A 25,881-nucleotide genomic window follows, 5' to 3' on the forward strand; every position below is an offset into this window, starting at 1 on the left:
TGTGAGTTTAAGTCATTTTTTAATGAGATTAGCAAATTTCATTCTATCTTTATGTTCTAAGCATTTTTTGAATGCCTTGAGATTATCGCTGTTAAGTCCATTATTTTTAGCAATTTTCTCCACTGAATTTAAAGCACTATCAATATCTTTTAGAATCTCTTTAAGCTCTTCTGAATCTGTGTTGAATTTTCCTTTAATTTTATCAAAAAGCATAAGGTCTGTTAAACTTTCATTTGCTATAAAATTGAGAGCGTGGTATTGTTTATGTGGTTCTATAAATTCGGGTGTTAAATCATACGCTGGAGAAAGTATCCATTTGCCATCTTTAAGCAATAAGCCATGATTTCTTAAATGGTCATCAGTATTTGCAAAAAAAGCATTAAAGAGCATTCTTTTAAAGAGTTTTTTGCGTTCTGTTTGCTCTAATTTTTTAGCAATATCTACATAGCTTTTTTGGGCATTTATACCCTCATTTTCACTTACATTTAAAAGTGTCATTGCAGATTTAAAAGGGATTCTAGTGCCATTTTCTCTATCAAAGCGCTTAATTAGTAAAACTTCTGCATTGTTTTTAGAAAAAATTTTAGCCTCAACAACATCAATTTTGCAAATTTTGGCTAAATCAAGCAGAGTTTTTTCAAGGCGGACAAGTTGTTTATCCTCATCTTTTAAGGATTGAAATTTAGCGATATAAAGTTCATTATCTTTTAGAATACTAGCTTTAGGTCTAGCCCCGCCCAAACTTCCGCTAGGATGTAACAATCTTTGAATGTCAAGTTCTCTACTTTCGCCTTTTTCTATGAGTCTTGCACTCTCAATGAGTTCATTGATAAAAAAGAGTTTGGGAATGTCATTGCTTGCTGATACGAATTGATGATTTTGTTTTACTCTTAATGCACCGATTCTAAAATAATCACTTACGCCTATTAAATACTCAGCTTTACTAAGTTCTCTAGCTTTGGCTCTTTTTTGTATCATTCGCCCCACCTATTGGGACATATATCGCAAAATGAGGGAAAAAGATGAGGAGAAAAAAATTGCTCATTAGATAAAGGCAAAGAATCATCAAGTGAGAATCCATTTTCAAGCCAAGTGTTATCATAGCTAAAAGCATAGCTTTCATTTCTGCCTTTTGTGAAAACTCTTAAGTCTCCAACTTTAGTTTCATTGCAAAAAATTTCTAGCGTTTGCATTTATTTTATCCCTTGAGTGTTTTTAAATCCAAGCAGGAAAGCTCTAGGAGATAGACTGATCTGCTTTAGCATTAGCCTTATCATCAAGTATAGCATATTTAATTTATGAAAAATACTCTAATACATTTGGGATTCTAAAATTACTGCAAAGGTCTATTTTAAAAAACCTCATATAAGGAGTTTGCCTTAGCCATCCATTCCTCTAATTCTTCCCATTTTTTATCTTGAATGAGAGTTTTAGCAAAAGCTAACTCTTGCTCAAAGCAATCTAGGGATCTTAAGAGTTCCTCTCTATTTTGTTTAGAAATATCACTCCACATTCTAGGGGAGCTTTTTGCGATTCTTACCATACTTTTAAAGCCTCCTCCTGCGAGAGCTAGAATATCTGTTGGGTTTTGTTGAGAGAGCACAGTGTTTGCAATAGCGTAGCTAATGATATGCGGTAAGTGGCTAATAAATGCAGCGTGGTTATCGTGAGCTTTAGAATCCATTTTGATAATGTGCATTTTTAGAGCAACAAAGATTTCTTTTGCTATTTCTACTTGCAACTCCCCGCTTTTTTCTAAATCGGTTAGGACTACGATGTGGTGTGGCAAAAGCTCTTTAAATGCAGCTTTTGGTCCAAAATTTTCCGTTCCGCTCATTGGGTGAGCGCATACGAAGTTTTTACGAATAGATTTTGGAATACTTGTTGCAATTAAGTGCTTTGTGCTTCCTAAATCAATAATGGTGCAATGGGGGGCAACTCCGATAAGTTCTGGAAGCAAATGCAAAATTGCCTCCACAGGCGTGGCTAAAAAAATCACATCGCAATGTTTAATTTCTTCTAAGCTAACGCCCTCATCTACGAGTCCTAAAGAGAGTGCTTGTTGCAAATGGACAGGATTGTTATCTAACCCTACGATTTCTTTAAACATTTTTGTTTCTTTTAATGCTAATCCTAAAGAGCCTCCAATTAATCCTAATCCAATGATTCCTGCTTGCATATTTTGCCTTATATTGTAGAAATTTTTGGTTGAATTATAATATTTTTAACTATGTTTTTATTTACAAAAGGTTAGAATCGCAGAATTTTTAAGAGTAATAGAAAATCTGAAACAAATTCCAATTGTGAGGCTATTTGTAATGCGTCTTCCTAAATCCTTATCGCTTTTAATTCCATTAACCCTATTTTTTTCTATGGGTGCGGATGCCACAGACTTACCAACAATCAAAGAAGTGCGTTATGAAGGGTTAAACTACATTTCCCCACTCATTGCTAATGAGATCGCAAAAGTGCAAGTGGGCAAACCTTTGGATATTAACCGAGTGGATGCTTCTGTGCGGGATTTTTATGCGCAAGGGTATTTTAAAGACATTTGGATTACAGAAGAGGAAGGGATTTTAACTTACCATTTCATAGAAAAGCCTGTGATTGCAAGTTTGATTATTAGCGGGTATGGAGCAGGTAAAGAGCAGCAACAGCTAGATAAAGAGATCGGATTGAAAAAAGGTGATGTGTATGATGAAAATAAAATTGCAAGTGTGCGTCGCCAAATTGTTAGATTACTTGAAACGCAAGGTTTTTATAATAGCGTTGTTGAGGTAAAAACAGAGGAAATTACTACAAATGCACTTAAAGTTACTCTAGAGATTAATAAGGGTGAAAACATTATTATTCAAAAAGCAAATTATTATGGGAGAGATAATATCTCTATATCACGTATTGAAGCCGCAACAGCAAATAAAGAAAAAGATTTTATCGGTTGGATGTGGGGATTTAACAATGGAAAATTGCAAATTAATGAGCTAGAAGCTGATAGCTTAAGAATTCGTGATGTGTATTTGCAAAAAGGATATTTGGACGCAGATGTTAGTGCGCCTTTTTTAAAGACAGATTTTACGACTTATGATGCTGTTTTGGATTACCATATTAATGAGGGTGAACGTTATAGGGTTTCTGAAGTAGAAATCATTCTTGAAGAAGATGTTATTGAGCTAGAAAAGCTTTATGATGAGCTTAAACTTGAAAAGGGAAAAGTTTATAATGTTTCTAAAATGCGACAAGATATAGAATCTATCCGCTATAAAATTGGAGATTTGGGTTATGCTTTTGTGCGCGTAACTCCTGATTTAGACAAAAAACAAGAAAGCGGAGAAGTTAGGCTTATTTATTATGTGCAGCCGGGTGGAAAGGTGCGCGTAAAAGATGTTGTTATCTCTGGAAATAGTAAGACGCTTGATAGGGTTGTGCGCAGAAATATTTTATTAGCACCGGGCGAAGAGTATATGATGAGTAAAATTAAACGCTCTAAAAATATGCTTATGCGAACAGGAAGTTTTGAAAGTGTTGATATCCAAGAAGAGCGCGTAGATGAAGAAAATATAAACTTGCTTGTTAAAGTTAAAGAGGGCAAAACAGGAGAATTTGCGTTTGGTGTGGGGTATGGAAGTTATGATGGTTTAATGGGAAGTGTTTCTATAAAAGATAGAAATATTTTTGGAACGGGATTAACTGCAGGAGTGTATTTGGATAAGAGCGAGGTCTCCACAGCGTATCGCTTAAATCTCTTTAATCCAGCAGTGTTTGATAGCGAATATTCCTTAGGGACTGATGTTTATAAAAGCGACTATGAAAATTACGACTATAAAGAAACTTCCACAGGATTTAGCGTTGTTGGAGGAAGAAATATTTGGGAAGATTTAGATTTGACACTTGGATATACCTATCAAAAAACTAAATTAAGTAATTTTAATAGCAAAGAGTTAGAGGATCTTTATCGTAGATATTATTATTCTGGGACTTATGTAAAATCTTCTGTAATCCCCGGATTTAGCTATGATAATACAGATGCGTATCTTTTTGCTAAAAATGGGATTAGGGTACTTGGAAACATAGAGTATGCTGGGGTTGGTGGAGATGCAGAGTTTATTAAATATTACGGAAGTTACAATTATTATAAATCTATTGAAGAATGGGTGGATATTGACTTAATTTTTAGATACCGTGCAAGAGCGGGTTATGTGCAAAGTGAGGGATACTTGCCAATTAGTGAAAAATTTTATTTAGGAGGTATTAATAGTGTGCGTGGATATGAGAGTCGCTCTATTACACCAAGAGATAAATTTGGTTTAAGAATCGGAGGTAAGCAGTTTTTTTATAATACCGTGGAGTTAAGTTATAATCCTTTTGAAATTGCGCAAATGCGTTTTACAGGATTTTATGACTATGGAATGATTGGAAATCGTAATGTTAATGATATGAAACGTAGTTCTGTTGGTGTAGGGATTGAGTGGATTTCTCCAATTGGCGTGGTTAATTTTATATTCCCTTATGCTCTGGATAAAAAAAGAGGGGATGAAACTTCTTCTTTTGAATTTTCAATGGGGCAAAGATTCTAATGTCTAAGTCTTTACAAGAAGTTTTTGCTAGAAATTCTAGAGAACAAAACGCAATTGTTAAAACAAAATTACCACGTGTAAATGCAGATGAGATTCTGTATTTAATGCGTCATGCTTCGTTAAAAGAAATTGGGGAACGTGCTTTAGGGATTAAACGCAAGTTGCATCCAGATAATATCACAACTTTTGTGGTGGATAGGAATATTAATTATACAAATATTTGTTGGGTGGATTGCAAGTTTTGTGCTTTTAAGAGACGTATTAACGAAGAGGATACTTATATTCTAAGCTTTGAGGAAATTGATAAAAAGATTGAAGAGCTTCTTGCTATTGGTGGCACACAGATTCTTTTTCAAGGTGGTGTTCATCCTAATTTAAAGGTTGAATGGTATGAGGATTTAGTTAGCCATATTGCTAAGAAATATCCACAAATTACTATACATGGATTCTCTGCTATTGAGATTAACTATATCGCAAAAGTTTCTAAAATTTCTATTGCTGAAGTTTTAAGACGTTTGCAAAAATGTGGGCTATCTTCCATTCCGGGTGCTGGAGCTGAAATTTTAAGTGATAGAGTGCGTGATGTGATTGCACCTAAAAAATTGGATTCTAGTGAATGGATTGCTGTACATAAAGAAGCGCATAAGCTTGGCATTAAAAGCACGGCGACAATGATGTTTGGTAGCGTGGAGAGTGATGAGGATATTATTGAGCATTGGGAGAAAATCCGTAATCTACAAGATGAAACAAATGGTTTTAGAGCGTTTATTTTATGGAGTTTTCAGCCAGCATTTACGCCTTTGCAAAAAGAAATGCCAGATTTACACAAGGCTTCCTCTAATTGCTATTTGCGCTTGCTTGCTTGTAGTAGAATTTTTTTGGATAATTTTCAAAATATTCAGAGCAGTTGGGTTACACAAGGTTCATATATCGGGCAATTAGCACTACTTTTTGGAGCAAATGACTTAGGTAGCACGATGATGGAAGAAAATGTCGTAGCAGCTGCTGGAGCTAAAAATTCCATGAATCAACAAGAGATGGTAAATTTAATCCGTGATGTGGGCGAGATTCCAGCTAAGCGCGACACAGCATATAGTATTTTGGAGCAATTTTGAGAAAAGTATTTGTAATTTTATTTAGTTTTTTTGTGATAAAGGGGGCTTTGATGGCAATTGAGATGAAAAGCTTACAAGTTAATGGTGTTAAGATTCCAGTGGTTTTTGAACGCAATACGCGGTTGCCACTTTTTTATGTGCAGCTTGTATTTAAGGGCGCTGGAGGTGTTAGTAATGGCAAGAATTTGGGACTAGCAGATATTACAAGCACACTATTAAATGAAGGCACAAAATCACTAGGAGTAACGAAATTTTCTGCTAAATTAGAAGAAAAAGCACTTTCTTTAAGTGTTGGAAGTGGTTTAGAAACGTTAAGTTTTACACTTAGTGGAATGCAAAGTATGCAAAAGGACGGAATCGGATTTTTAAAAGATTTGCTCCAAAATCCAAACTTCACACAAGTTGCGCTTGATAAGGTCAAAGAAAATGCACTAATTGCGATTTTGGAGAAAGAGAGCGATTATGATTATCAAGCAAACCGCTTATTGCAATCACTTCTTTTTAAAGGCACTGCGTTGGAATATCCTCTAAATGGAACACAAGATTCCATTGCAAAGATTAGTTTAAATGATGTGGAAAAGTTTTATAAAAGTTATGTAAATTTGGAATCGCTAATTTTAGTTGTGGGTGGAGATGTAGAATTTAGCGTGATTTCTAAGGAATTAGAAGGAGCTTTAAGTAAGCTTCCAAAGGGTAAAAAGCAAGAGATTACAAAAAGGGAAGCAAACGATTCTAAAGCTTATAAGCGTATGTTAAAGGACACACAACAAGCTTATATTTATTTTGGTGCGCCTTTAAAAGTAGAGAATTTGCAAAAAGAATTAGCCTATATTAAGGTGGCTTCCTTTGTGTTAGGTGGGGGTGGATTTGGTAGTCGTATGATGGAAGAAGTGCGCGTAAAAAGAGGACTTGCATATTCTGCAGTCATGCGTCTTAGTGCGACAAATCGGCAGTTTTGCGCACTAGGCTATTTGCAAACGAGTTTGAAAAACGAGAGAGAAGCGCAAAAAATCGTGGTAGAAGTGGTGAATGATTTCGTAAAAAATGGAATCACACAAGAAGAATTAGACGAAGCAAAACGTTATTTGCTAGGCAGTGAGCCACTGCGCAATGAAACACTATCCCAGCGCTTAAGCACAGCGTATATGAACTACTATGATGGGCTTCCTTTAGATTTTAACACACAAGTGCTAAAAGAAATTTCTGCACTTAAACTTAGTGATGTTAATGCCTACATTAAGGCACATAGTGAGATAAAAGATTTAACCTTTGCCGTAGTGAGTGCTGATACAGATAAATAATGGCATTAGAGTTTTGGCAAAAGTATGGCAAAACACCTTTTGAGGCAATGTTGCAAGCCTTGCCAAAGGGCTATACCAATACATTTTTAAGTGAGCATTTAGAGGCTAATGAAAATGCAGTTTTAGAAGTTGAGATTCTAAATTTTAGATTTGCAAATCCGGCACGTGTATTGTGTTATTCTCCGAAGTTTGAGTGTGAATTAGAGCTTGTGATTTTTCATCCAAAACCCTACCATAAAAACCAATTTAAACCCAAAACAACGCTCATTGTTAGCGGAAAACTCCAAAAATATGGAATCGCATTCTCTCTTGTCCAACCAAAAGTGCTAAAAACAATTAATTCTATCGTGCTAAACTTTGGCACAACTGCTAGTAGAGAGCGCTCATTTAGGGATTTTGGGGAATCTGTGACGTTAAAGCCTTTAAAAGTTTTTTATCCTAATGTCCCGCCTTTGATTTTAGAATCCCTTTATCGCATTTATCATCCAGATTTTGCGTATTTGAAGGAGTTTAATGTAAATGGAGGTTATTTTGGACATTATTTAGAGGCAATAAAATTTATGGAAGTGTATGAGTATATGCGTCTTTTACGCGAAAAAAAACGTCATTTTAGGGCGATTAAAGTGCTAAATGGCGACATAGAAGAATGGATAGAATCCTTACCCTTTGCACTCACGCAAGGGCAAAGAGATGCAATAAATGCCATTAGAGAGTCCTTAAAAAGCGAAATTGCTACAAGACGTGTGATTGTCGGGGATGTGGGTTGTGGCAAAACAATAGTGATTTTAGCCTCTGTGTTAATTGCGTATCCTAGTAAAAGTGTGTTGATGGCTCCAACTTCTGTGTTAGCAAAGCAACTTTTTGATGAGGCAAAGAAGTTTTTACCAAAAGCACTAAAAGTGGGATTGCTAACCCAAAATAGTAAAGTAGGCAATTTGCAAGATTGCGATTTTTTAATTGGCACACATGCACTATTGTATCAAGATTTGAGTGATAGAGTTTTAGTGATGATTGATGAGCAGCACCGCTTTGGAACAGCACAAAGAACCGCGTTAGAGAAAATGTTCAGTGTGGAATTACACAAGGCACATATTTTGCAGTTTTCTGCGACCCCCATTCCACGCACACAAGCAATGATTGAGTCAAATTTTTTAGATTTTAGTTTCATTAAAGACACGCCTTTTAAGAAAGATATTACAACACGTATTATCCATAAAAGTGATTTTAAGGATTTGCTAACACATATTAATGCAGAGATTCAAAAAGGAAATCAAATTATTATCGTGTATCCTTTAGTGGAGGAGAGTGAAACACTAAATTACACAGCACTAAAAGATGGCGAGGAATTTTGGAAAAAACGTTTTAAAGCAGTGTATAGCACGCACGGCAAGGATAAAAATAAAGAAAACGTGTTGGAGGAATTTAGAGAAAAAGGTGGAATTTTGCTTACTACAACGGTTATTGAAGTTGGAATCTCCTTTTCTAATTTAAGCACGATTGTTATTGTAGGGGCGGAGCGTTTAGGGCTTGCGACACTGCACCAGTTGCGCGGGAGAGTAAGCCGTAATGGTTTAAAGGGATATTGTTTTTTATTTACCAAACAAAATTCCACACAACGTTTAGAGAAATTTGCAAAGACGCAAAATGGCTTTGAAATTGCACAACTTGATTTAGAATATCGTAATAGCGGGGATTTACTAAGTGGAACAAACCAAAGCGGTAAGCAGTTTTGTTGGGTAGATTTAAGTAGAGATGAGAGAATTATAAAGTTGGCAAAAGAAGCATTAGTAAAAATGCTATAATCTAGATTTGATAAAACGTAAGGAGGTATTAATGTATTTAGAAAATCCTGTTTTTAATGCACGTTATATAGAACCTAATATTTCATGGTATGTAAGTTATTTTAGAGGGAATCGTGGAATTGCTAGAGTGTGGAGAGAGCCGATAACTTGGGTTTTAAAAAAATTTTTTTTGAAATCTTATTTTCAAAAAAGAGTCGCACAGGGCAAGGTGGATATTCCTTATCTTGAGCTTGTTTTAACCACAAAATGCACTTTGCGCTGTGAATCTTGCAATAATTTAATGCAATATTTTTCCTCTAAAAATCAATACACCTGCACTTTAGAAGGGATTTTGGAGAGCTTAGATTGTTTGTTGGAGAATGTTGAAAGTATCCAACGCTTACGCATTATTGGCGGAGAACCTTTAATGTTTAAGGACTTGCCACAATTAGTAGCTGCACTAGAGCAAAGAGAAAAAGTACGTTCCTTTGATGTGCTAACAAATGGCACTATTGGTTTCAAAGAGGCATTGTTGCAAGAAATTAAAAAAGCTAAAAAATTCCGTAAAGTCAGTATTTCTGACTATTCCAATGCTCCAAATCTTAAGATTCCGTTAAAACAAGAGAGTATTTTTAAATCCCTTAAAGCGTATAAAATTCCTTATTCTTTTTTGACAGGCGGCATTTGGTATAAGGTGGAAAAGATTTATAAAAGAAATCGCACAAAAGAGGGGATTATCGCAAATTTTCATGCCTGTGGAATGTCTTGTGTGAGTTTAATGAGTGGCGATGTGAGGAAAAATCAAAGTAAGGTTAAGGCGGGGGGGGGGGGCTATTTTTGTTTGTCCAATTGCAAGCTCTTTGTCTAAATTAAAAGGGATAGAGGAATTTAGTGGAGATTATATCGCTCTAGAAAAAGGGGACTTAAGGGATAGGATTTTTAGTTTCTATGCGCAAGATTTTTTTAAGTCTTGTGATTATTGTCAGGATTGGTCTAAACCTAAAGAGAATATTCCAGCGGCAATCCAAGCAGATAGTGTCCTAGAAATTGGAGAAGATAGAGATTAGCCTCTATCCTTTAAGCCTAATTTTTCAATCAAGCTTGCATAGCGTTTGAAATCTGTGCGTCTTAGGTAACTTAGCAAACCCTTTCTTTGAGAGACAAGCTTTCTAAGCCCTAAACGGCTTGAGTGGTCTTTTTTATTTATTTTTAAATGCTCCGTTAAGGATTTAATTCTATCGCTAAGTAGCGCAACTTGAACTTCTGTGGAACCTGTGTCTTTAGGATTTCTAGCAAAAGCAGAAACAATTTCTCTTTTTTTCGCCGAATCTTGAGCCATTGGTGACCTCCTGATTGGTATAAAATTAAAGGTGAGAATTCTAGCATAAAAAAGTAAAAAATCCGCTAAGATTATGTAAATTTATTGATTTTATAGGGCAAAAACTATTAGAATTACAGATTAATTCTCGCATTTTGGAGTAGATTTGGCAACAGCAGAGAAAAAAACTTCGCTTCTTAGTAAAGTTGCACCCTTTTTAGGTTTTTTGACAGGCTCAAAAGATTTAACGGTTGTCTTTTTTATTGTTGCGATTCTCGCTATTATCATTGTTCCTCTTCCTAGTGCATTGTTGGATTTTTTTCTAGCAATTTCTATTGCCCTCTCTGCCCTTATCATTCTTATTGCTCTGTATGTAAAAAAACCTACGGATTTTTCCGCCTTTCCTACGCTTTTGCTTATCATTACACTTTTTAGGCTTTCTTTAAATATTGCTACAACAAGAATGATTCTAAGTAATGGACATATGGGACCTGGAGCGGTGAGTGATATTATCACAGCATTTGGGCAGTTTGTTGTGGGTGGAAATTATGTGATTGGAATCATTTTGTTTATTATCCTAGTGATTATTAACTTTATGGTTGTAACAAATGGTTCTACAAGGGTTTCAGAAGTAAAGGCAAGATTCACACTTGATGCAATGCCGGGTAAGCAAATGGCAATTGACGCGGATTTAAACTCTGGAATCATTGGACAAGAAGAGGCAAAGGCAAGACGTGATGCACTAGCAGCAGAAGCCGATTTTTATGGCTCAATGGATGGTGCTAACAAATTCGTAAAAGGCGATGCCATTGCTGGAATTATCATTACTCTAATTAATATCATCGGAGGATTTTTAATTGGTGTTTTTCAACGTGATATGACTTTAGCAGATGCTGCGGAAACTTTTACGATTCTAACAATTGGTGATGGGCTAGTCTCTCAACTGCCTGCATTGATTGTTTCTACTGCAACAGGTATTATTGTAACGCGCTTTAGCAAAGAGGGGGATAATTTTGCCTCTGGGATTATAGATCAGCTCATTAATGAGTCTAAGACGTTATTAATTGTGGGTTGTATTTTGTTGCTTTTTGCAATGGTGCCGGGTTTGCCAACACTTTCTTTAGGTTTTGTAGGTTTGCTTTTCTTAGCCCTTGCTTTATTATTAAGCAAACAAAAAGAAGGTGAAGTTTGGAAATATGTGGAATCTCTTTTGAAAAAAATCAAAAAAGAGGATAAAACAAAACTTGATGGTGAAATTGATATAGAAAATTTGCCACAGCGCAAGAGCGCACAACAAGCCGCTGCAAAAGCCGCACAACAACCATCAAAAGAGAATGAGGAGGAGCGTAAAAAACGTGATGAAGCAGAGATTGATAATGCACTGAAGGTAAAAATTTTGCGTGTGGGGCTTGGGTATCAGCTCATTAAATTTGCAGACCCTGCACAAGGGGGAGAGCTTGTAAATAAAATCCGTCAAATCCGTAAAGCTATGGCAACAGAATATGGAATCTTAGTGCCTATGGTGCATTTGCGCGATGACTTGAATTTACCGCCTGATGAGTATCAAATTTTACTCAAAGAAATTGAGATTGGACATGGGAAAATTATGGTGGATAAATATCTTGCTATTGCCTCTAGCGGTTTTGTGGGCGAACTACAAGATGGAATACCAACAAAAGAGCCTGTTTTTGGGCTAGATGCGTATTGGATTGGTGAGGATAGAAAAGAAGATGCAATTATTGAGGGTTACACGATTATTGATGGTGCAACAGTGATTAGCACACATATTCAAGAGCTTATTAAACGTCATGCTGAAGAGCTCTTAACGCGTCAAGAAGTGTATAATTTAATTGGGAAGTTAGGACAGGATTATCCTGTGCTTGCTGAAGAGATTAAAGGCGTTGGCATAGGAACAATCCAACATATTTTAAAAGAGTTGTTGCATGAGCAGATTCCTATTAAAGATATGTTGAGTATTGCAGAGGCAATTGCTGATGGTTATTCTGCGTATAAAGGAGATTTGTCATCACTTACAGAATATGTGCGTGCGTGTTTAAGACGTCTTATTACACATAATTTTCAAAGTGATGATGGAACTCTGCGCTATTTTATTCTCTCGCCAACACTTGAGCAATTCCTATTAGAACGTTTACCAGATGGGCAAAAAATGGGACAACGTTTGCGTTTGAGTCCGACAGAATCGCAAAGTTTGCTTGATGCTATTGAAGTTGCTCGCCAAAAGGGTGTTTCTTTGGGAGCGGTGCCTACGATTATTGGCGGGATTCCAATGGTGCTTAGAAAGCCGCTTGCAACATTTATAGAGCAGTATGGACGTGCGCGCGATATGGTTGCTTTGAGTGTAGCAGAGATTGATTACCAAACAAAATACGAAGTGCTAGGTGCAGTGGATTTCGCAGTTTAATAAGGGTAGAGTATGGAAGTGTATCATTTATCTCATATTGATTTAGACGGCTATGGCTGTCAAATGGTGAGTAATGAGTTTTATAAGAGTGCATTTAAGGATTGTGGTTTGCATTACTTTAATGCAAATTATGGTAGGGAAGTGGGTGAGCGCTTAGAGCAAATTTATAAAAGAATCAAGGCTCAAAATATCGGGAGCAAGGCACATATTTTAGTGAGTGATTTAAATCTAACGCTTGAAGAGTGTGAGAAGTTAGCACAAGTTGTGTTAGAGCTTAATCTTAGCGGATTTAGTGTAACTTTTGAGCTATTAGACCATCATAAAAGCGGTCAAGAATGTGCGCAAAAATACGTTTGGTATGTGTTAGATACGAAGCGTTGTGCGACAAAAATCGTGTATGATACCCTCTTAGAACGTTATGGAATTTGTGATTCCATAAAAGCTTGGTTAGAACCTATGGTAGAGATGATAAATAGTATTGATTTGTGGCTAGAGGATACGACTTTCTTTGAGTTTGGAAAGGTTGCAATGCGACTAATTGTGGAAGCAAAGGAATTAAATCGCTTTATGTTTGATGATGAAGATAGGGAGTATAAACTTGCTTTATTGCGTGAATCTGTGCAGTTTTTATCCAAAAGCAATGGACATATTTTATTAGATAATGCAGTTTTGGAGATGAAAAAACGTTTTTTAAAAGGGAGTTTGCTAAGTGATACGCTTGATAATCTTATCTCAAAATACCAAAGTGAGCTTTTAGCACAAAAAGCGGAATCATGTAGCGTGTGTTGGGGAAAATATCGGGGATTTTTGAGTTATAGTATCGGGAATATTTCAGTATTAGCGAATCTGTTTTTAAAAAATAATCCGCAATTTGATTTTTTTGTGGATGTGAGTGCTAGGGGAAATGTGAGTTTGCGTGCGAATAATGCGTGCGATGTGAGTCTTTTAGCAAAGGAATGCTTTAATGGTGGTGGGCATCCAAATGCTAGTGGAGGAAAGATTGAAGGTTTTAAAGAAAGCTTTGTGTATGCGGATATTAAAGCAAGTGTGCAAGGGCTTTTAGAAACTTTAGATTAGGAGGAATTATGGAGAAAATTAAAGAACTAGAAGAAGAGATTGAGGAATTATCCATTCAGCTTAGTGATATGCTATGTGTAGCTTTGATTTTAAGTGGAGCAAAGGAAGAGAGTATTCAAGACGCGTTAGATGCGTATATTAACAATCTTGATGATGAAAGTGTTGAATATGGCGTTAAGGAGATTTTGCAAAATATTGCAAATCTAAAAACTACACACCCAAAGTTGTTTCATAAAGATAAAACGTGCAAGTAAAACGTATTGCGATTTTATTTAGTGGTAGGGGAAGCAACTTAGAGACATTGATTAAGGCACTTCATAACCAATGCTTTTGTGTGCAAGATGAGGTTTTTTGCGGCACTAGTGAATTTGTCATTGGGGGGATTAATCATAAGTTTTTAAGAGTGGATTCCACAAGCACTTATGAACAAAGAGAATGCTTTAGAGTGGAAGTTGTGTTAGCCCTTAGCAATAAAAAGGACGCTTATGGATTAGTACGTGCTAAGAATCTTGGGATAAAAACGCAAGTTTTAGAGAGTGTTGCATTTAAAGAGCGTGTGGAGTTTGATAAGAATCTAGTAGAGATTTTAAAGCCCTTAGAGCTAGATTTATGTGTGTTAGCTGGGTTTATGCGGATTTTAACGCCACTTTTTACTCACTCTCTTAAAGCAGTCAATATTCACCCCTCACTTTTGCCTCTTTTTAAAGGAGCGCATGGAATTGTAGAATCCTACCATAGTGCGATGAAACTAGGCGGGGTTAGTGTGCATTTTGTCAATGATGAGCTAGATGGTGGTGAGCTTATCGCACAAGGTGTGGTTGTAAAAAGAAATGGAGAGAGTTTGGAATCCTATGAAGCGCGTGTGCATAAGCTAGAGCATTATTTGTATCCTTTAGCAGTGCTAGAGGCACTTAAAGGTTAAACTTATAATAAAGCTTTAAGATGTGGGATTCCTCTAGCATTTTTGGGTCTATCTTTTGTGTATCAAAACCTAACTTTTTAAATTCGCTTAAGGGAATAAAACCTTCTGGAGGAAGAGTTTGTTTTCTGGATTGTTTAATGTAGGGAAAATGGTATTGGCATAATTCTGAGCGGTAATAATTCGTATTTTTTGAGCGCATTTCTTCAATGAGACATCCATCAAGCATTAAAGGAAGAAAAGAAACAAATTTATTTCTCAATAAGGGTTGGTCTTTTGCTTCATGGAGTTTATCAACAAAAACTTCATCTTTATAAATATGAAAATTAATTCTAGAAAGATAGAGGAGGTCATGGGCTTTTTGTGGAAGATAAAATTGTTTATAAAGTTTTTTAGCATCATAAATATGATCAACATCAAGTTTAATAAACCATTCGCCTTTAGGAATCTTTGCAAGGACATATTCATAGTATTTATAGAGTTTATTGTGTTCGCTTTTGTGGGGGGGGGGGGATATTTGTATTTCATAAGGGTATTTTACAGGCAAGAAAGAAGGATGTTTTGCGCAAAAGTCTAAGATAATCTCTTCGCTCCCATCTGTGCAGTCATTATATCCAATAACCCCTCTTTGAATGGCTGGTAGTAGAGATTCAAGACTGAATGCAAGAGTATGGACTTCGTTTTTCACACGAATGTAGCCCCAAGGATTTAGACGTGATTTAGGATTTTTGGAATCGGGGTCAAAATCAAAAAATCCATGATGTGTTTTATGCTGAGGGGGGGGGGTATTTATAGAGATATTTTTATTTGTTTGAATAAAATCCTCATTACTGCTTGCGTTAATTTTGCTTAAAACATCAGTAGGTATATAGGAATCAAGTGCTTCTCTAGGGACAAATATATGCTTATCGCAAATTTTCTTTCGGAGTTCCCTCTTTTTTATTCTATCAAAAATAAAAGCAGAGAGAAATTCCGCACAAATCCTTCTTAAATAAAATTCAAACATTTTAAACCTTAGTGTGTATTTGGTATGGTAGAATAGAAAATAAAATTATAGCACAAAGAGTGCTTTGGTGAAGTTCTAGGCTCAATGGACTTTTATAAAAATAAATTAAGATTTTAAAAATTGATTTAGGAATATAGAAAAACTAAAGCACCAAGATGAAAAATGATAAGCTTAAATTGTAGGAATTAATATGAATCTCCCAAAAATTAGTGTTTGTATCATTGCCAAAAATGCAGAATCCACTTTAAAGGAATGTTTGGAGTCTTTGACGTGTTTTGATGAAATTGTCTTAGTGGATAATAACAGCACAGATAGCACGCAACAAATTGTTAAAGAATTTCATAAAACATATAAGAATCTTAAAGTCTTTGAGAGTGCATTTATCGGCTTTGGTGCGCTTAAAAATCTCGCAATCTCAAAAGCAAGTAATGCTTGGATTTTTAGTATTGATGCTGATGAGGTGTTTGATAAAAGTGCGCTTTTGGAACTTGCAACGTTAGAGTGGAGTGAAAATTTAGTGCTTTTAATGCCTAGAAAAAATCTTTATCGTAAGGAATGGATAAAGGCTTGTGGCTGGTATCCTGATTTTGTGCATAGGATTTTTAATAAAACACATACGCAATTTAATGTAAATCTCGTGCATGAGAGCTTAGAAATCACTAAAGACACACAAGTTGTGAGATTAAAAAACGGGCTTTTGCACTATGCATATAATGATATGGAGACACTGATTGCAAAAATGCAGCATTATTCAACATTATGGGCTAAGCAAAATCTTCATAAAAAGCATAGTTCTATGGCAACTAGCATTATCCATGGGGGCTTTAAATTTATGCGGGATTATTGTATAAAAAAGGGCTTTTTGTATGGATATAAGGGGTTTATTATTAGCCTTTGTAATGGGCTTGGGGCATTTTTTAAATACGCAAAACTTTATGAAATGCAATGCGTAAAAAGTGTGAGTTTAATCATCACAACTTACAATCAAAAAGAGCGCTTAGCACTTGTTTTGGATTCTGTAAAACAACTAGAAGTTTTGCCTAATGAAGTGTTGGTTGCTGATGATGGAAGCAAGGAAGACACAAAAGAATTAATAGAATCTTATGCAAGAGATTTTCCATGCACTCTTAAGCACATTTGGCAAGAAGACAAAGGATTCCGCGCAAGTGCGATAAGAAATAGGGCAGTTGAGGCAGCAAATGGGGATTATATCATTATGGTAGATGGGGATATGGTGTTAGAATCGCATTTTATTAAAGACCATTTGTATTTTGCAAAACCAAAGAGGCTTTTGCAAGGTTCAAGAGCACTTTTAGATTCTGTGCAGACAAGAGATGTATTAGAGGGGGGGATTTGCAAGGTTTATGATTATAGGGGTTTTAAATCTAGACGTTTTGGGTGGTTATCGTATTTGCTCTGTGTAACTTCGGGCATTAGAAAAGATTTTTTTAAAAAGAATGATTTTATCAAGGGGACTAGAAGCTGTAATATGAGCTTTTATAGACAGGATTACTTGGAGATTGGTGGGTTTAATGAGAATTTCATAGGCTGGGGGAGAGAGGATTCTGAATTTGTGGCGCGATTTTTATTTAATGGTGGAGAGCTTAGGAGGCTAAAGTTTGGAGGAATCGCTTACCATTTGTGGCATTTAGAAAACAATAAAGAGATGTTGGAATCTAACCATCAAATTTATTTACAGACAATAAGGGAGCAAAAGACACAATGGAAGATAGAAAAATTCTTTTAACCATTGGCGATATTACCATTAAAGGCGGAGCAGAACGTGTAGTGGTCAATCTCGCTAATGTGTTTGTAAGGGGGGGGGTATGATGTTGAGATTCTAAGCTTTTATAAGGGAGGAGAAAGAGAATCTTATGCGCTAGATTCTAGGGTGAAGTTGCGTTATTTAAATCAGATCTCTATGGATAATAAGCGCAAGAGCCTTTTATACAGGCTTTTTTACAAGATTATTGAGAGCTATTGGCTAAATGCAAATTATAAGGACAAGGATTTTATGCTTTTTAATAATTCTCCGCATTTTCCGTTGTTTAAGCACAAGAATACGCACTATGTGAAGGTTATGCACACAATTTCTAAAGGGAGGTATTTAAGCCGTTATAATTCCTTTGATACTTTAATACTTGTCTCAAGCGGGGAGCTAGAGTTTTGGCAAAAACATCATAAAAATGTGGTTGTGATTCCAAATTTCTTGTCAAATATCCCAGAGGAGCGCACAGATTATGCGCAAAAATGTGTGTTAGCCATTGGGCGAATGACAGATGATGACGAGAAAGGCTTTAAGCGGCTGCTAGAGATTTGGAATCTTGTGTGTCAAAAGCAAAAGGATTGGAAGTTGCGCTTGATAGGAGAGGGAGAGAGTAGGGGTGCAATTGAAGCTAAGATTAGGGAGTTGCATTTAGAGGATTTTGTGAGTTTGGGAAATTTTACAGATAGGATTAGTGAGGAATATTTAAAATCTAGCATTTATTGCTTGACTTCTTATAGAGAGAGTTTTGGTATGGTGTTGGTTGAGTCCGCATCTTTTGGGCTTCCTTGTGTGGCTTTTGATGTTAAAACAGGACCTAGGGACATCATAGAGGATAAAAGAAGCGGATTTTTGATTTTAGATGGGGATTTGGAAGAATATGCAAGAGCTTTAACGGATTTAATGGAGAGTGAAAATTTAAGAAAACAAATGGGAGAGAGTGCAAAAGCAAGGGTTAAAGAGAAGTTTTCTAGGGAAGTTGTCATAGAAAAGTGGGAGAGGCTTTTTAAATCTTTTGATTAAATTTTTGCGTATTAAAACTTTCAAAATTCCTTTTGATTTTAAGTGCCTTTAGAAGCACACTTAAGGCACCTTTTTTGTGTTTTCTTGCATAGAGGATTGTCTCGCCTAAAATACAGCATAGTCCAAATAACTCTTGTGGAACCTCTACGTTTAGATTCTTATCATTTTGTGGTGTTTTAATGAGTGCTTTTAGGGCAAAATACCCAGTTAGCTTTGAGGAGAGTTCAAGCACTTTAAAACCTAAAGAAGCAAAATGCAGATATTCTTTAATTGTATTTTTTGACTCTAGGAGTTCTTGGCTAAAGCTTGGTGTTTTTTTAGCATAATGCCACCAAAACGTATTAATATTTTCTCCCTTGCTATCTACATAGCTTTGCAAAAATTTCCATGGTTTTTCGCCATAATGGATAATTTTTGGATTTCTATAACTCTCCATAAATTCCGCTCTAGTGCAGTTTAAGCGGTGCTTTTTCTCATCTTTGCAAATGCTTATGCAAAAGCTAATGGAAGAAAAATTATAAGCAATGGGAAGTTTTAAGAGCTTATCTTGCGGGATTGTGGCATTTAATAAATCTTGATCAGCAGCTTTAATGTAATAGCATTTTTTAGCAAGTGTTTCGCATTGTTCTTGGATTTTGTGTTTGCGGTAGGAGTTTGTATTGATGAGTAAGAATCCGGCGTTAAAATAATTATCATCAAAATTAAAAATAACGTTTTTGCCATTTTCTTTGTATTTGATTTTACGTTTTTTTGTCCCGGGATCATTGATGGCTGCTAGGATATTGTCTTTTAAATCTATGGCAAAAAGCTCTCTTAAATCACAAAGGCAGAGCATATCAGAATCTAAATAGAGGCATTTTGCAACAGAAGATTTTAGAAAAGAATCTAACCTTAAGCGATAATAGGTGAGATAATTGCTGTGTGCAGAACCAGAGATTGGGAAGCTTGCAAATGCATCATCGGTCATAATGTGGATTAGAATTTCGCAAGGATAGATGGAATTTAGGGTGTTTTGGAGTTGTTTAAGTTTGTTTTGCGTTGCTTTAGAGATTGCATTGCTTAGAATGTGGAAGACATAGCCCTCTTGTTGTTCCTCTTTAGATAAGGTGTTAAAATCCCTATTTTTATAAGTGCTAAAGGAGCTGTTATTGGGAGCTTGGAAGCCTTCTTTTTGACAAAAGTCTTTAAAATTTAGTTTTGTGTTGGTGTTATGAATAATACTAGTGATTAAGACAGCGGTGTATTTGATATAGTTTTCATCTGCACTAAAGAGGATATGAAACATTGGAATCCTTTTTTTGAAATTATAATAATTTACTATAAATTTCAAATTATAGTGTTCTTAGTTTCTTGGCAAACCAAGCCCAAGCAAATATTGCACTTTGTGATTTAAAAATATTGTGGTAATTTGTTTTTGCAAATATATACTATAATTTCGCAAACTAAGTGAAGCTATATTTGTAAAAAAAGATAAATTATAAAATTATGCTAAAATGTTGGCTTTTTTAAAGGAGTGCTGTGTGGAGCAAGTGGGTGATGTGCAAGTAGGTGATGTGAAGGTTTCTATCATTATTCCTGTTTATAACACAGAAAAATACATTGCAGAAGCTTTAGAATCTTGCATTAATCAAACTTTACAAGAAATTGAAATTATCGTAGTAGATGATTGTGGAAGTGATAGAAGCATAGAGATAGCACAAGAATATGCAAATAAGGATTCTAGGATTAAAATCATCAAAAATGTAGAAAATCAAAAGTTAATGTTAGCGCGCTTTGAGGGGGCTAAAGTTGCAAAAGCGGATTATTATGTTTTTGGATTCTGATGATTTTTTGGAACTAAATGCGTGTGAAATTGCTTATTGTGCCTCTAAAGAAGGCTATTACGATCTTGTGAGTTTTGGATCTTATTCTTGGAGAGAGAGAGGGGGGGGGGTAGAAAAAAGTAAGCCCTTTATTGCTTATGGATATCAAAGCTTTCAGGCTTTAAGTATTTTTCAAAATGGTATTATGGGCTTAAAAATATGCATTGGAATATTTTTGGTAGATTAATTAAAAAAGAGATTTATGATTTAAGTTTGGAGTGTCTTGGTGTTGCGAATACAAAAGAAAAAATTAACTATGCAGAAGATGTATTGGTAAGCTTTGCGATTTTTAATCATTGCAAGACTTTTTGTTTCTTGTCAGAGATTTTGTATTATTATCGTTACAATGCAGAATCTATTTCACGATGCAAGTCTTTAGAAAATCTTAAACGCAATGCAAATGATTTTCTTAAGGTTATAAAAATTATGCAGAATTTCATTGCACATAACACTTGCGATAAAAGATTGGCAAAGGTTTTTGTTTCACAAGCAAAACACGAATATGGCATCTTAAATTATCATATAAGAGAGAGGGGGGGGGGTATTTGTATATTTGGGATAAGTTTATTTATGCAATCTATCGTAGGCTTTATGTAATAAGGCGCAAGATTAGAGTGAAATTTGGTTTGTAATGTAAATAAAGAGGTTTGGTAATGCAAGAGAATCAAAAAAAGGAATACAATGAAAATATTATTAACTCTTGAAGACATGAGTCGGGGGGGGGGGCAGAACGCGTAGTTGCAAATCTTGCTAACGCATTTATACAAAGAGATTGTGAAGTCTGTGTTTATAGCATATATCCTAGCAAGAAGGGAAAAAAGGGCGATTTGCCATATAGCTACCATGAAAATATCAAATGTTATTTTAGTTTTGGTTACAACTTTATCAGCCTTAGAAAACCTAAAAGCAGTATGGAAAAAATTTTTCGTGAAATCTTGCGTATTTTTATCCAACCCATAAACGCATTTATAAAATGGAAAAAAATTAATGATTTCAAAAAGCTTGTTGCCTCATTTAAGCCAGATTTTATAATTCATAATGCGCCGACAGATATATTAGACAAAATTACAAAAGATAAAATGGGAAGCATGAAAGTGGTGCATAATTGTTTTGATATCTATAAAAATTGGGATATAAAATTGGGGAATTTTCAAAATATTATCCTATTAACCTCTCAAGAAATCAATAGATTTCAAGAGGAATATCCCAAAAGTAATTTTTATGTGATTCCAAATTTTTTGCCAGAGATTCCAAAAACTCATGCGGAATATTCGCAAAAGATTGTGCTTGGTGTTGGTAGATTAGAGGAGCAAAAATGTTTCTCCCGCCTTATTGATATTTGGAGTTTTGTAATGCAAGAGGATGCTCTTAAAGAGTGGAAACTGCATATTGTCGGAGATGGACACTTAAAGCCACAAATTGAAGCAAAAATAGAGGCTTTAGGGCTTTGTAATTCTGTTGTTTTAAAGCCATTTACCAAAGAAATAGAAAAAGAATATTTAAACGCGAGTATTTATGTAATGAGTAGTCTTTTTGAGGGTTTGCCTATGGTATTATTAGAAGCAAGTTCTTTTGGGCTTCCTTGTGTGGCTTTTGATGTTAAAACAGGACCTAGAGACGTCATAGAGGATAAAAGAAACGGATTTTTGATTGAGGATAATGCTTGTTGGGAATTTGCAGAAAAATTAAAATTTTTAATGCAAGATAGAAATTTAAGAGAAGCTATGGGGAGAGAATCTAAAAGGATTACAAAAGAAAAATTTAGCAAAGAAATAATAATGCAACAATGGATAGAGTTGTTTGCTAAAATAAAAAAGGAGAAAAAGAATGCAGACTAAATGTATTTTGTGTGGTGGGAAGAGTAATCTTTTAGAAAAAGTGTCTAAACAAATTATAAAGAATCTTTATTTAGAGCGATTTAGCATTGATATTGATAGATTCATGCCTGATGATTTATATTATTATTCTTGTGAAGAATGTGATTTAAGGTTTTTTACAAATTTAGATGGAAGTTTTCCCGGTGGAGATGAAGCTTTTTATAATGTTTTAAATAAGCTAGATTGGTATTATTCTTTAGAAAAATCAGAGTATGAGTATGTAAAAACTTTTATAAATGAGGATTCTAAAGTATTAGAAGTTGGTTGTGGAAAAGCAGCATTTTGTGAATATCTACCAAATGGTGCTAAGAAAAATTATGTAGGATTAGAATTTAGCACAGACGCAATTAAACAGGCACAATCAAGAGGCATCTCTATCAAACAAGCCTTTGTTGAAGACTATGCAGAGAGTGGGGGGGGGGCAATTTGATAGGGTTTGTAGCTTTCAAGTTTTAGAACATGTGAGCAATCCTTATAGTTTTTTAAACGCTCAAATTAAATGTCTTAAGAAAGGTGGACTTCTTTTTGTCGCTGTCCCAAGTGAAGAGGGCTTTATGCGTTATGTTTCAAATGAAATTTTAAATTGTCCGCCACATCATGTTTCTAGATACACAGATAAGGCTCTACATAAAATTGCAGAAATTTTCCAGCTAGAATTCGTAGAAATTTGGCATGAACCTTCCAATCTTACGAAAACTAATTGGCAGAGAATGATTTTTGAAGCACGGGAATTTATTAAAAATGACAAATTAGTTTTAAGAGATGAGAAATATGAAGGAATCATGAAAATCAAATGTATTCGTCGTTTAATGCATAGCTTTAACAAAAGATGGGCAAAATTCATAAATGTCAAAGTTCCAAATGACTATGGACATACTGTTGTTGCGGTATATAAAAAGAAGTTCTAAATTCCGCCACTCCTTTTGTCAAAATTATAGAAAATATGCTAAGATGTCGGCTTTTAAAATCTTGAAATATATTTAGAGAGATTTAGATCTCTTAAGGTAGCAAATCCAATGAAAACCATTCTTGTTGTTTTAGGCACTAGACCTGAAGCTATAAAGCTAGCTCCTGTAATTTTAGAATTGCGCAATAATTCTGAATTTAAAGTTTTGGTTTGCAATACAGAACAACAAAAAGAGCTATCAAGGCAAACATTGGGGTATTTTGGAATTTGTGCCGATTTTAGCTTGGGTGTTATGCATCCAAATCAAACTTTAGCAGGTGTGCAGGCGCGAATTTTAGATTCCTTATGGGGGATTTACCAAAGCAATTCTATTGATGCTACGATTATACAAGGTGATACAATGTCTGTATTTTGTGGTGCTTTGGTCAGTTTTTATAACAAGATTCCGATTTTTCATGTTGAGGCTGGATTAAGAAGCTATGATAATTTTGAGCCTTTTCCAGAAGAAGCTATAAGACAAATGGTTGCGCGCATTGTAGATTTGCACTTTGTCCCAACACAAAAGGCTTATGAGGCTTTAGTAAAAGAGAATATCGCTAAAGATAAAATCTATATAACAGGAAATACAAGTATTGATGCTCTAAGACAGCTATCTAAGAGTGTATTAGAGCGGGGGGGGGGGGGCAAAAAACACTCAATTTACTTGGAATACGTTTAAATAATAAGCTAGTCTTCATCACAACACACCGCAGAGAAAATTTCGGGGAGAGATTACAAAGTATCCTCTTAAGCGTTAAAAAATTAGCACAAGAATTTTTAGACCATCAATTTGTTTTTCCCGTGCATCCAAATCCAAATGTGCAAAGTAAAGTTTTTGATTATTTAAAAGGGTTATCAAATGTTATTTTGACTAGCCCATTGGATTATCCAGAGACAATTTGTTTAATAAAATGCGCAAAATTGATATTGACAGATTCTGGTGGCATTCAAGAAGAAGCCCCTGCTTTTGGAAATCCTGTATTGGTTATGCGCTATGAAACTGAGCGAACAGAAGGCATTGAAGCAGGATTTGCTAAATTAGTTGGAACAGAACCGGATAGAATCTTAAAAGAGGCACACAAGATTTTGCGCTTAGATAAAGATAAAACACGACTTGATAGCAGTAGGAATCCTTATGGGGATGGATATGCGGCACTTAAGATACATTCTATTATTAAAAATTTTAAGGGGAGAAAATGAAAAAATTGTTCAAAAAATTATTACGAAAATACAAAAAAATTTTTATTTTTTCAAAAGAAGAATACGATTTAGTATTAGATTTCTTTTTAAATTATCAAGGATTTAGAACATTGTATGATTGCTCTATGCAAACCAAATTAGATATTGAAAAATGCAAAGAATATAAAAAAAGGCTTTATAAAGAGAGAAAGCTTGGAATGTATTACTTCAAAGAGGGTGCAGATCCTCAACCTTTCATGTTTGAATATATTAAAAAAACGATTCCTAATTTTTCTTATGCTTCACACATAGCAGAAGTTGGTCCGGGCAAATTTCCGATAATTTCTGATAAAAAATATAGCAATTGGGTAGGGATTGACTACAATTTTCAAGATAACGTTATGTATGGTGGGGGGGGGGTGATAGACTTTAATGGCAGGATTTTTGAAATAGATAATTACCCTACTAAAAATATTCATCAAGGTTCATGGGAGAGTTTATTGGAAATACCAGCAATGCAAGATAGGTTAAATACATTTGATTTTGTTATGGGCTCACATTCCTATGAGCATGTTTTTGAGCCAATAAAGTCTTTGGATAATGCAGCAAAGCTACTAAAACCAAATGGTTATCTTATTCTTTTTGTGCCAGATGGTTTTTCAGACGAACCCGCAAGCAGGGAAGAGCCAACGCATACATTGTTTTTAGTCCCTGATATGATAAAAGAATTTTTTAGATATTGCGGAAAATATAAAAATCTTAAAATTGAAGTCTTTAGACCAAATTACGATTATGTGATTACTGCGCAAAAGGCATAGGAGATTAGAATGGAACATGAAATATTTCTAGATAAAGAGTTTGATAAGATTTGGAATAAAATTGAAAATAAGGAAAATTTCGTTTTATTGCGATATGGTGATGGTGAGCGGGGAATTATGTGCGGAAAAAAGTTTATAGCACAAGAAGGATGGCAATCCCCCTCTTATGTTTCTAAGCTTGGGGAGGCTTTACTCTCTACGTTAATTTTAGAGGATGAAAAAGTTTTTTATGGGATTTCTTGTCCTTGTTGTGATCCTAGCTCATATTATTGGTATTCAACAAGGATAAAAAATAAAAACATTACATTTGCTAATTTTTTTGTAAATGCAAATTACAAGAAGTTTAAAGAGAAGTTTTCAACTTTGCACACAGATGCAATACTTATTGCAAATCACAGGGCAAAAAATCGTAAAATAGGAGATTTGAATATTTTAAAGCATTATGAAGTAGGTGATGATTGTATTGCTTTTTGGGAAAATGACGCACAAAAAATGCTAGAACAAATCAAAAAGGATTTTGGGCATAGAAATGATTTATTATATGTTGTTGCAGCAGGTCCTATGAGTGAGCCTATTATTGTGGATTTGTATAAAAATAACCCAAATAATTGCTATATAGATTTTGGTTCTGCTATTGATATATATATATATATATATCATACTAGACCTTATATGGATGCAACAAGTGATTATGCTAAAAGGATTTGTGCCATGTATGACCCTAAAATAACTCATTTTGATGTTAGTGTGATTTTAACAGCATATAAAAAACCACAAAGCTTAAGAATCCAATTAGAGGCTATAAGAAATCAGAGCGTTAAACCAAAGGAAATATTATTATTCCAAGATGGAATAGGGGGGGGGGGATTATAAAATTGTTTTTGATAAAGAATTTTTA

General features: G+C 34.9%; 28 protein-coding genes. 22 read left to right on the forward strand and 6 right to left on the reverse strand.

Annotation, left to right across the window (positions count from 1 at the left end; all coding sequences use genetic code 11):
* Window positions 1-12 precede the first annotated feature (12 nt).
* The 3 genes from K4G57_RS02825 to K4G57_RS02835 all read right to left on the reverse strand — a co-directional run bounded on the left by K4G57_RS02825 (window position 13) and on the right by K4G57_RS02835 (window position 2,179).
* A complete protein-coding gene (locus tag K4G57_RS02825) occupies window positions 13-978 on the reverse strand; it encodes a type II toxin-antitoxin system HipA family toxin (RefSeq protein WP_221531682.1) in 966 nt (321 codons plus the stop codon).
* Window positions 975-1,193 carry a HipA N-terminal domain-containing protein gene (locus K4G57_RS02830; RefSeq protein ID WP_221531683.1) on the reverse strand — a complete coding sequence of 73 codons (219 nt, stop codon included), beginning with the start codon at window positions 1,191-1,193 and terminating at the stop codon, window positions 975-977. Before K4G57_RS02830 ends, K4G57_RS02825 begins: the two co-directional genes overlap by 4 nt.
* A 158-nt stretch (window positions 1,194-1,351) precedes the next feature.
* On the reverse strand, window positions 1,352-2,179 hold the full coding sequence (locus K4G57_RS02835; RefSeq protein WP_221531684.1) for a prephenate dehydrogenase: 828 nt from the start codon (window positions 2,177-2,179) through the stop codon (window positions 1,352-1,354).
* A 139-nt stretch (window positions 2,180-2,318) separates the two neighbouring features.
* Between K4G57_RS02835 and bamA the strand changes: the two genes are divergently transcribed.
* The 6 genes from bamA to K4G57_RS09055 are packed head-to-tail and all read left to right on the forward strand — an operon-like array spanning window position 2,319 to window position 9,838.
* Window positions 2,319-4,574, forward strand: coding sequence for an outer membrane protein assembly factor BamA (gene bamA / locus K4G57_RS02840; protein ID WP_221531685.1), 2,256 nt, complete (start codon window positions 2,319-2,321; stop codon window positions 4,572-4,574).
* A complete protein-coding gene (locus K4G57_RS02845; protein WP_221531686.1) occupies window positions 4,574-5,689 on the forward strand; it encodes a dehypoxanthine futalosine cyclase in 1,116 nt (371 codons plus the stop codon). The genes bamA and K4G57_RS02845 overlap by 1 nt, the downstream gene beginning before the upstream one ends.
* Before the next feature lie 50 nt (window positions 5,690-5,739).
* A complete protein-coding gene (locus K4G57_RS02850; RefSeq protein ID WP_221531687.1) occupies window positions 5,740-6,990 on the forward strand; it encodes a M16 family metallopeptidase in 1,251 nt (416 codons plus the stop codon).
* A complete protein-coding gene (gene recG / locus K4G57_RS02855) occupies window positions 6,990-8,792 on the forward strand; it encodes an ATP-dependent DNA helicase RecG (RefSeq protein ID WP_221531688.1) in 1,803 nt (600 codons plus the stop codon). Before K4G57_RS02850 ends, recG begins: the two co-directional genes overlap by 1 nt.
* Before the next feature lie 31 nt (window positions 8,793-8,823).
* Complete coding sequence (locus K4G57_RS02860) at window positions 8,824-9,639, forward strand: radical SAM protein (RefSeq protein ID WP_236035810.1); 816 nt, start codon at window positions 8,824-8,826, stop codon at window positions 9,637-9,639.
* A complete protein-coding gene (locus K4G57_RS09055; RefSeq protein WP_236035811.1) occupies window positions 9,632-9,838 on the forward strand; it encodes a hypothetical protein in 207 nt (68 codons plus the stop codon). Before K4G57_RS02860 ends, K4G57_RS09055 begins: the two co-directional genes overlap by 8 nt.
* On the opposite strand, the gene rpsO is transcribed toward K4G57_RS09055, so the two are convergent.
* Complete coding sequence (gene rpsO / locus K4G57_RS02865; protein WP_221531690.1) at window positions 9,835-10,110, reverse strand: 30S ribosomal protein S15; 276 nt, start codon at window positions 10,108-10,110, stop codon at window positions 9,835-9,837. The two genes, K4G57_RS09055 and rpsO, sit on opposite strands and share 4 nt — an antisense overlap.
* 145 nt (window positions 10,111-10,255) lie before the next feature.
* Here rpsO and flhA point away from each other — a divergent pair, with 145 nt between their 5' ends.
* The 4 genes from flhA to purN are packed head-to-tail and all read left to right on the forward strand — an operon-like array spanning window position 10,256 to window position 14,510.
* Window positions 10,256-12,511: a flagellar biosynthesis protein FlhA gene (flhA, locus tag K4G57_RS02870; RefSeq protein ID WP_221531691.1), complete on the forward strand. Its 2,256-nt coding sequence runs from the start codon at window positions 10,256-10,258 to the stop codon at window positions 12,509-12,511.
* 12 nt (window positions 12,512-12,523) lie between these two features.
* Window positions 12,524-13,588 (forward strand): DHH family phosphoesterase, encoded by a 1,065-nt coding sequence (locus K4G57_RS02875; RefSeq protein ID WP_221531692.1) that lies wholly within the window; start codon window positions 12,524-12,526, stop codon window positions 13,586-13,588.
* Window positions 13,589-13,596: 8 nt separating this feature from the next.
* On the forward strand, window positions 13,597-13,842 hold the full coding sequence (locus tag K4G57_RS02880; RefSeq protein ID WP_221531693.1) for a hypothetical protein: 246 nt from the start codon (window positions 13,597-13,599) through the stop codon (window positions 13,840-13,842).
* The gene (gene purN / locus K4G57_RS02885) at window positions 13,833-14,510 is read left to right on the forward strand and encodes a phosphoribosylglycinamide formyltransferase (protein ID WP_346727929.1); all 678 of its coding nucleotides are present in this window, start codon (window positions 13,833-13,835) and stop codon (window positions 14,508-14,510) included. The genes K4G57_RS02880 and purN overlap by 10 nt, the downstream gene beginning before the upstream one ends.
* On the opposite strand, the gene K4G57_RS02890 is transcribed toward purN, so the two are convergent.
* Window positions 14,500-15,513 carry a hypothetical protein gene (locus K4G57_RS02890; RefSeq protein WP_221531694.1) on the reverse strand — a complete coding sequence of 338 codons (1,014 nt, stop codon included), beginning with the start codon at window positions 15,511-15,513 and terminating at the stop codon, window positions 14,500-14,502. The two genes, purN and K4G57_RS02890, sit on opposite strands and share 11 nt — an antisense overlap.
* Before the next feature lie 190 nt (window positions 15,514-15,703).
* On the opposite strand from K4G57_RS02890, the gene K4G57_RS02895 reads away from it, so the two are divergent.
* Window positions 15,704-17,260 carry a glycosyltransferase family 2 protein gene (locus K4G57_RS02895; RefSeq protein ID WP_221531695.1) on the forward strand — a complete coding sequence of 519 codons (1,557 nt, stop codon included), beginning with the start codon at window positions 15,704-15,706 and terminating at the stop codon, window positions 17,258-17,260.
* Between the two features lie 150 nt (window positions 17,261-17,410).
* Complete coding sequence (locus K4G57_RS02900) at window positions 17,411-18,301, forward strand: glycosyltransferase (protein WP_236033184.1); 891 nt, start codon at window positions 17,411-17,413, stop codon at window positions 18,299-18,301.
* Here K4G57_RS02900 and K4G57_RS02905 read toward each other — a convergent pair.
* Window positions 18,285-19,586 (reverse strand): glycosyltransferase family 8 protein, encoded by a 1,302-nt coding sequence (locus tag K4G57_RS02905; protein WP_221531696.1) that lies wholly within the window; start codon window positions 19,584-19,586, stop codon window positions 18,285-18,287. The two genes, K4G57_RS02900 and K4G57_RS02905, sit on opposite strands and share 17 nt — an antisense overlap.
* Window positions 19,587-19,821: 235 nt before the next feature.
* On the opposite strand from K4G57_RS02905, the gene K4G57_RS02910 reads away from it, so the two are divergent.
* The 10 genes from K4G57_RS02910 to K4G57_RS02945 all read left to right on the forward strand — a co-directional run bounded on the left by K4G57_RS02910 (window position 19,822) and on the right by K4G57_RS02945 (window position 25,856).
* Window positions 19,822-20,124 (forward strand): glycosyltransferase family 2 protein, encoded by a 303-nt coding sequence (locus K4G57_RS02910; protein ID WP_221531697.1) that lies wholly within the window; start codon window positions 19,822-19,824, stop codon window positions 20,122-20,124.
* On the forward strand, window positions 20,090-20,350 hold the full coding sequence (locus tag K4G57_RS02915) for a hypothetical protein (RefSeq protein WP_221561796.1): 261 nt from the start codon (window positions 20,090-20,092) through the stop codon (window positions 20,348-20,350). The genes K4G57_RS02910 and K4G57_RS02915 overlap by 35 nt, the downstream gene beginning before the upstream one ends.
* Complete coding sequence (locus K4G57_RS02920; protein ID WP_221561797.1) at window positions 20,323-20,760, forward strand: hypothetical protein; 438 nt, start codon at window positions 20,323-20,325, stop codon at window positions 20,758-20,760. Before K4G57_RS02915 ends, K4G57_RS02920 begins: the two co-directional genes overlap by 28 nt.
* 314 nt (window positions 20,761-21,074) lie before the next feature.
* Window positions 21,075-22,001, forward strand: a complete 927-nt coding sequence (locus tag K4G57_RS02925; RefSeq protein ID WP_221531700.1) for a glycosyltransferase — start codon at window positions 21,075-21,077, stop codon at window positions 21,999-22,001.
* Window positions 21,991-22,470: a class I SAM-dependent methyltransferase gene (locus K4G57_RS09060; RefSeq protein WP_236035812.1), complete on the forward strand. Its 480-nt coding sequence runs from the start codon at window positions 21,991-21,993 to the stop codon at window positions 22,468-22,470. The genes K4G57_RS02925 and K4G57_RS09060 overlap by 11 nt, the downstream gene beginning before the upstream one ends.
* On the forward strand, window positions 22,430-22,948 hold the full coding sequence (locus K4G57_RS09065; RefSeq protein ID WP_236035813.1) for a class I SAM-dependent methyltransferase: 519 nt from the start codon (window positions 22,430-22,432) through the stop codon (window positions 22,946-22,948). Before K4G57_RS09060 ends, K4G57_RS09065 begins: the two co-directional genes overlap by 41 nt.
* A gap of 108 nt (window positions 22,949-23,056) precedes the next feature.
* Entirely contained in the window at window positions 23,057-23,665 is a 609-nt protein-coding gene (locus tag K4G57_RS09215; protein WP_283249669.1) for a UDP-N-acetylglucosamine 2-epimerase, read from the forward strand.
* Window positions 23,666-23,682: 17 nt separating this feature from the next.
* A complete protein-coding gene (locus K4G57_RS09220) occupies window positions 23,683-24,186 on the forward strand; it encodes a UDP-N-acetylglucosamine 2-epimerase (protein WP_346728169.1) in 504 nt (167 codons plus the stop codon).
* The gene (locus K4G57_RS02940; RefSeq protein WP_221531703.1) at window positions 24,183-24,983 is read left to right on the forward strand and encodes a class I SAM-dependent methyltransferase; all 801 of its coding nucleotides are present in this window, start codon (window positions 24,183-24,185) and stop codon (window positions 24,981-24,983) included. The genes K4G57_RS09220 and K4G57_RS02940 overlap by 4 nt, the downstream gene beginning before the upstream one ends.
* Before the next feature lie 9 nt (window positions 24,984-24,992).
* On the forward strand, window positions 24,993-25,856 hold the full coding sequence (locus K4G57_RS02945) for a hypothetical protein (RefSeq protein WP_221561798.1): 864 nt from the start codon (window positions 24,993-24,995) through the stop codon (window positions 25,854-25,856).
* Window positions 25,857-25,881 lie beyond the last annotated feature (25 nt).

Source organism: Helicobacter turcicus (assembly GCF_019711685.1).
In the GTDB taxonomy this organism is placed as follows: domain Bacteria; phylum Campylobacterota; class Campylobacteria; order Campylobacterales; family Helicobacteraceae; genus Helicobacter_D; species Helicobacter_D turcicus.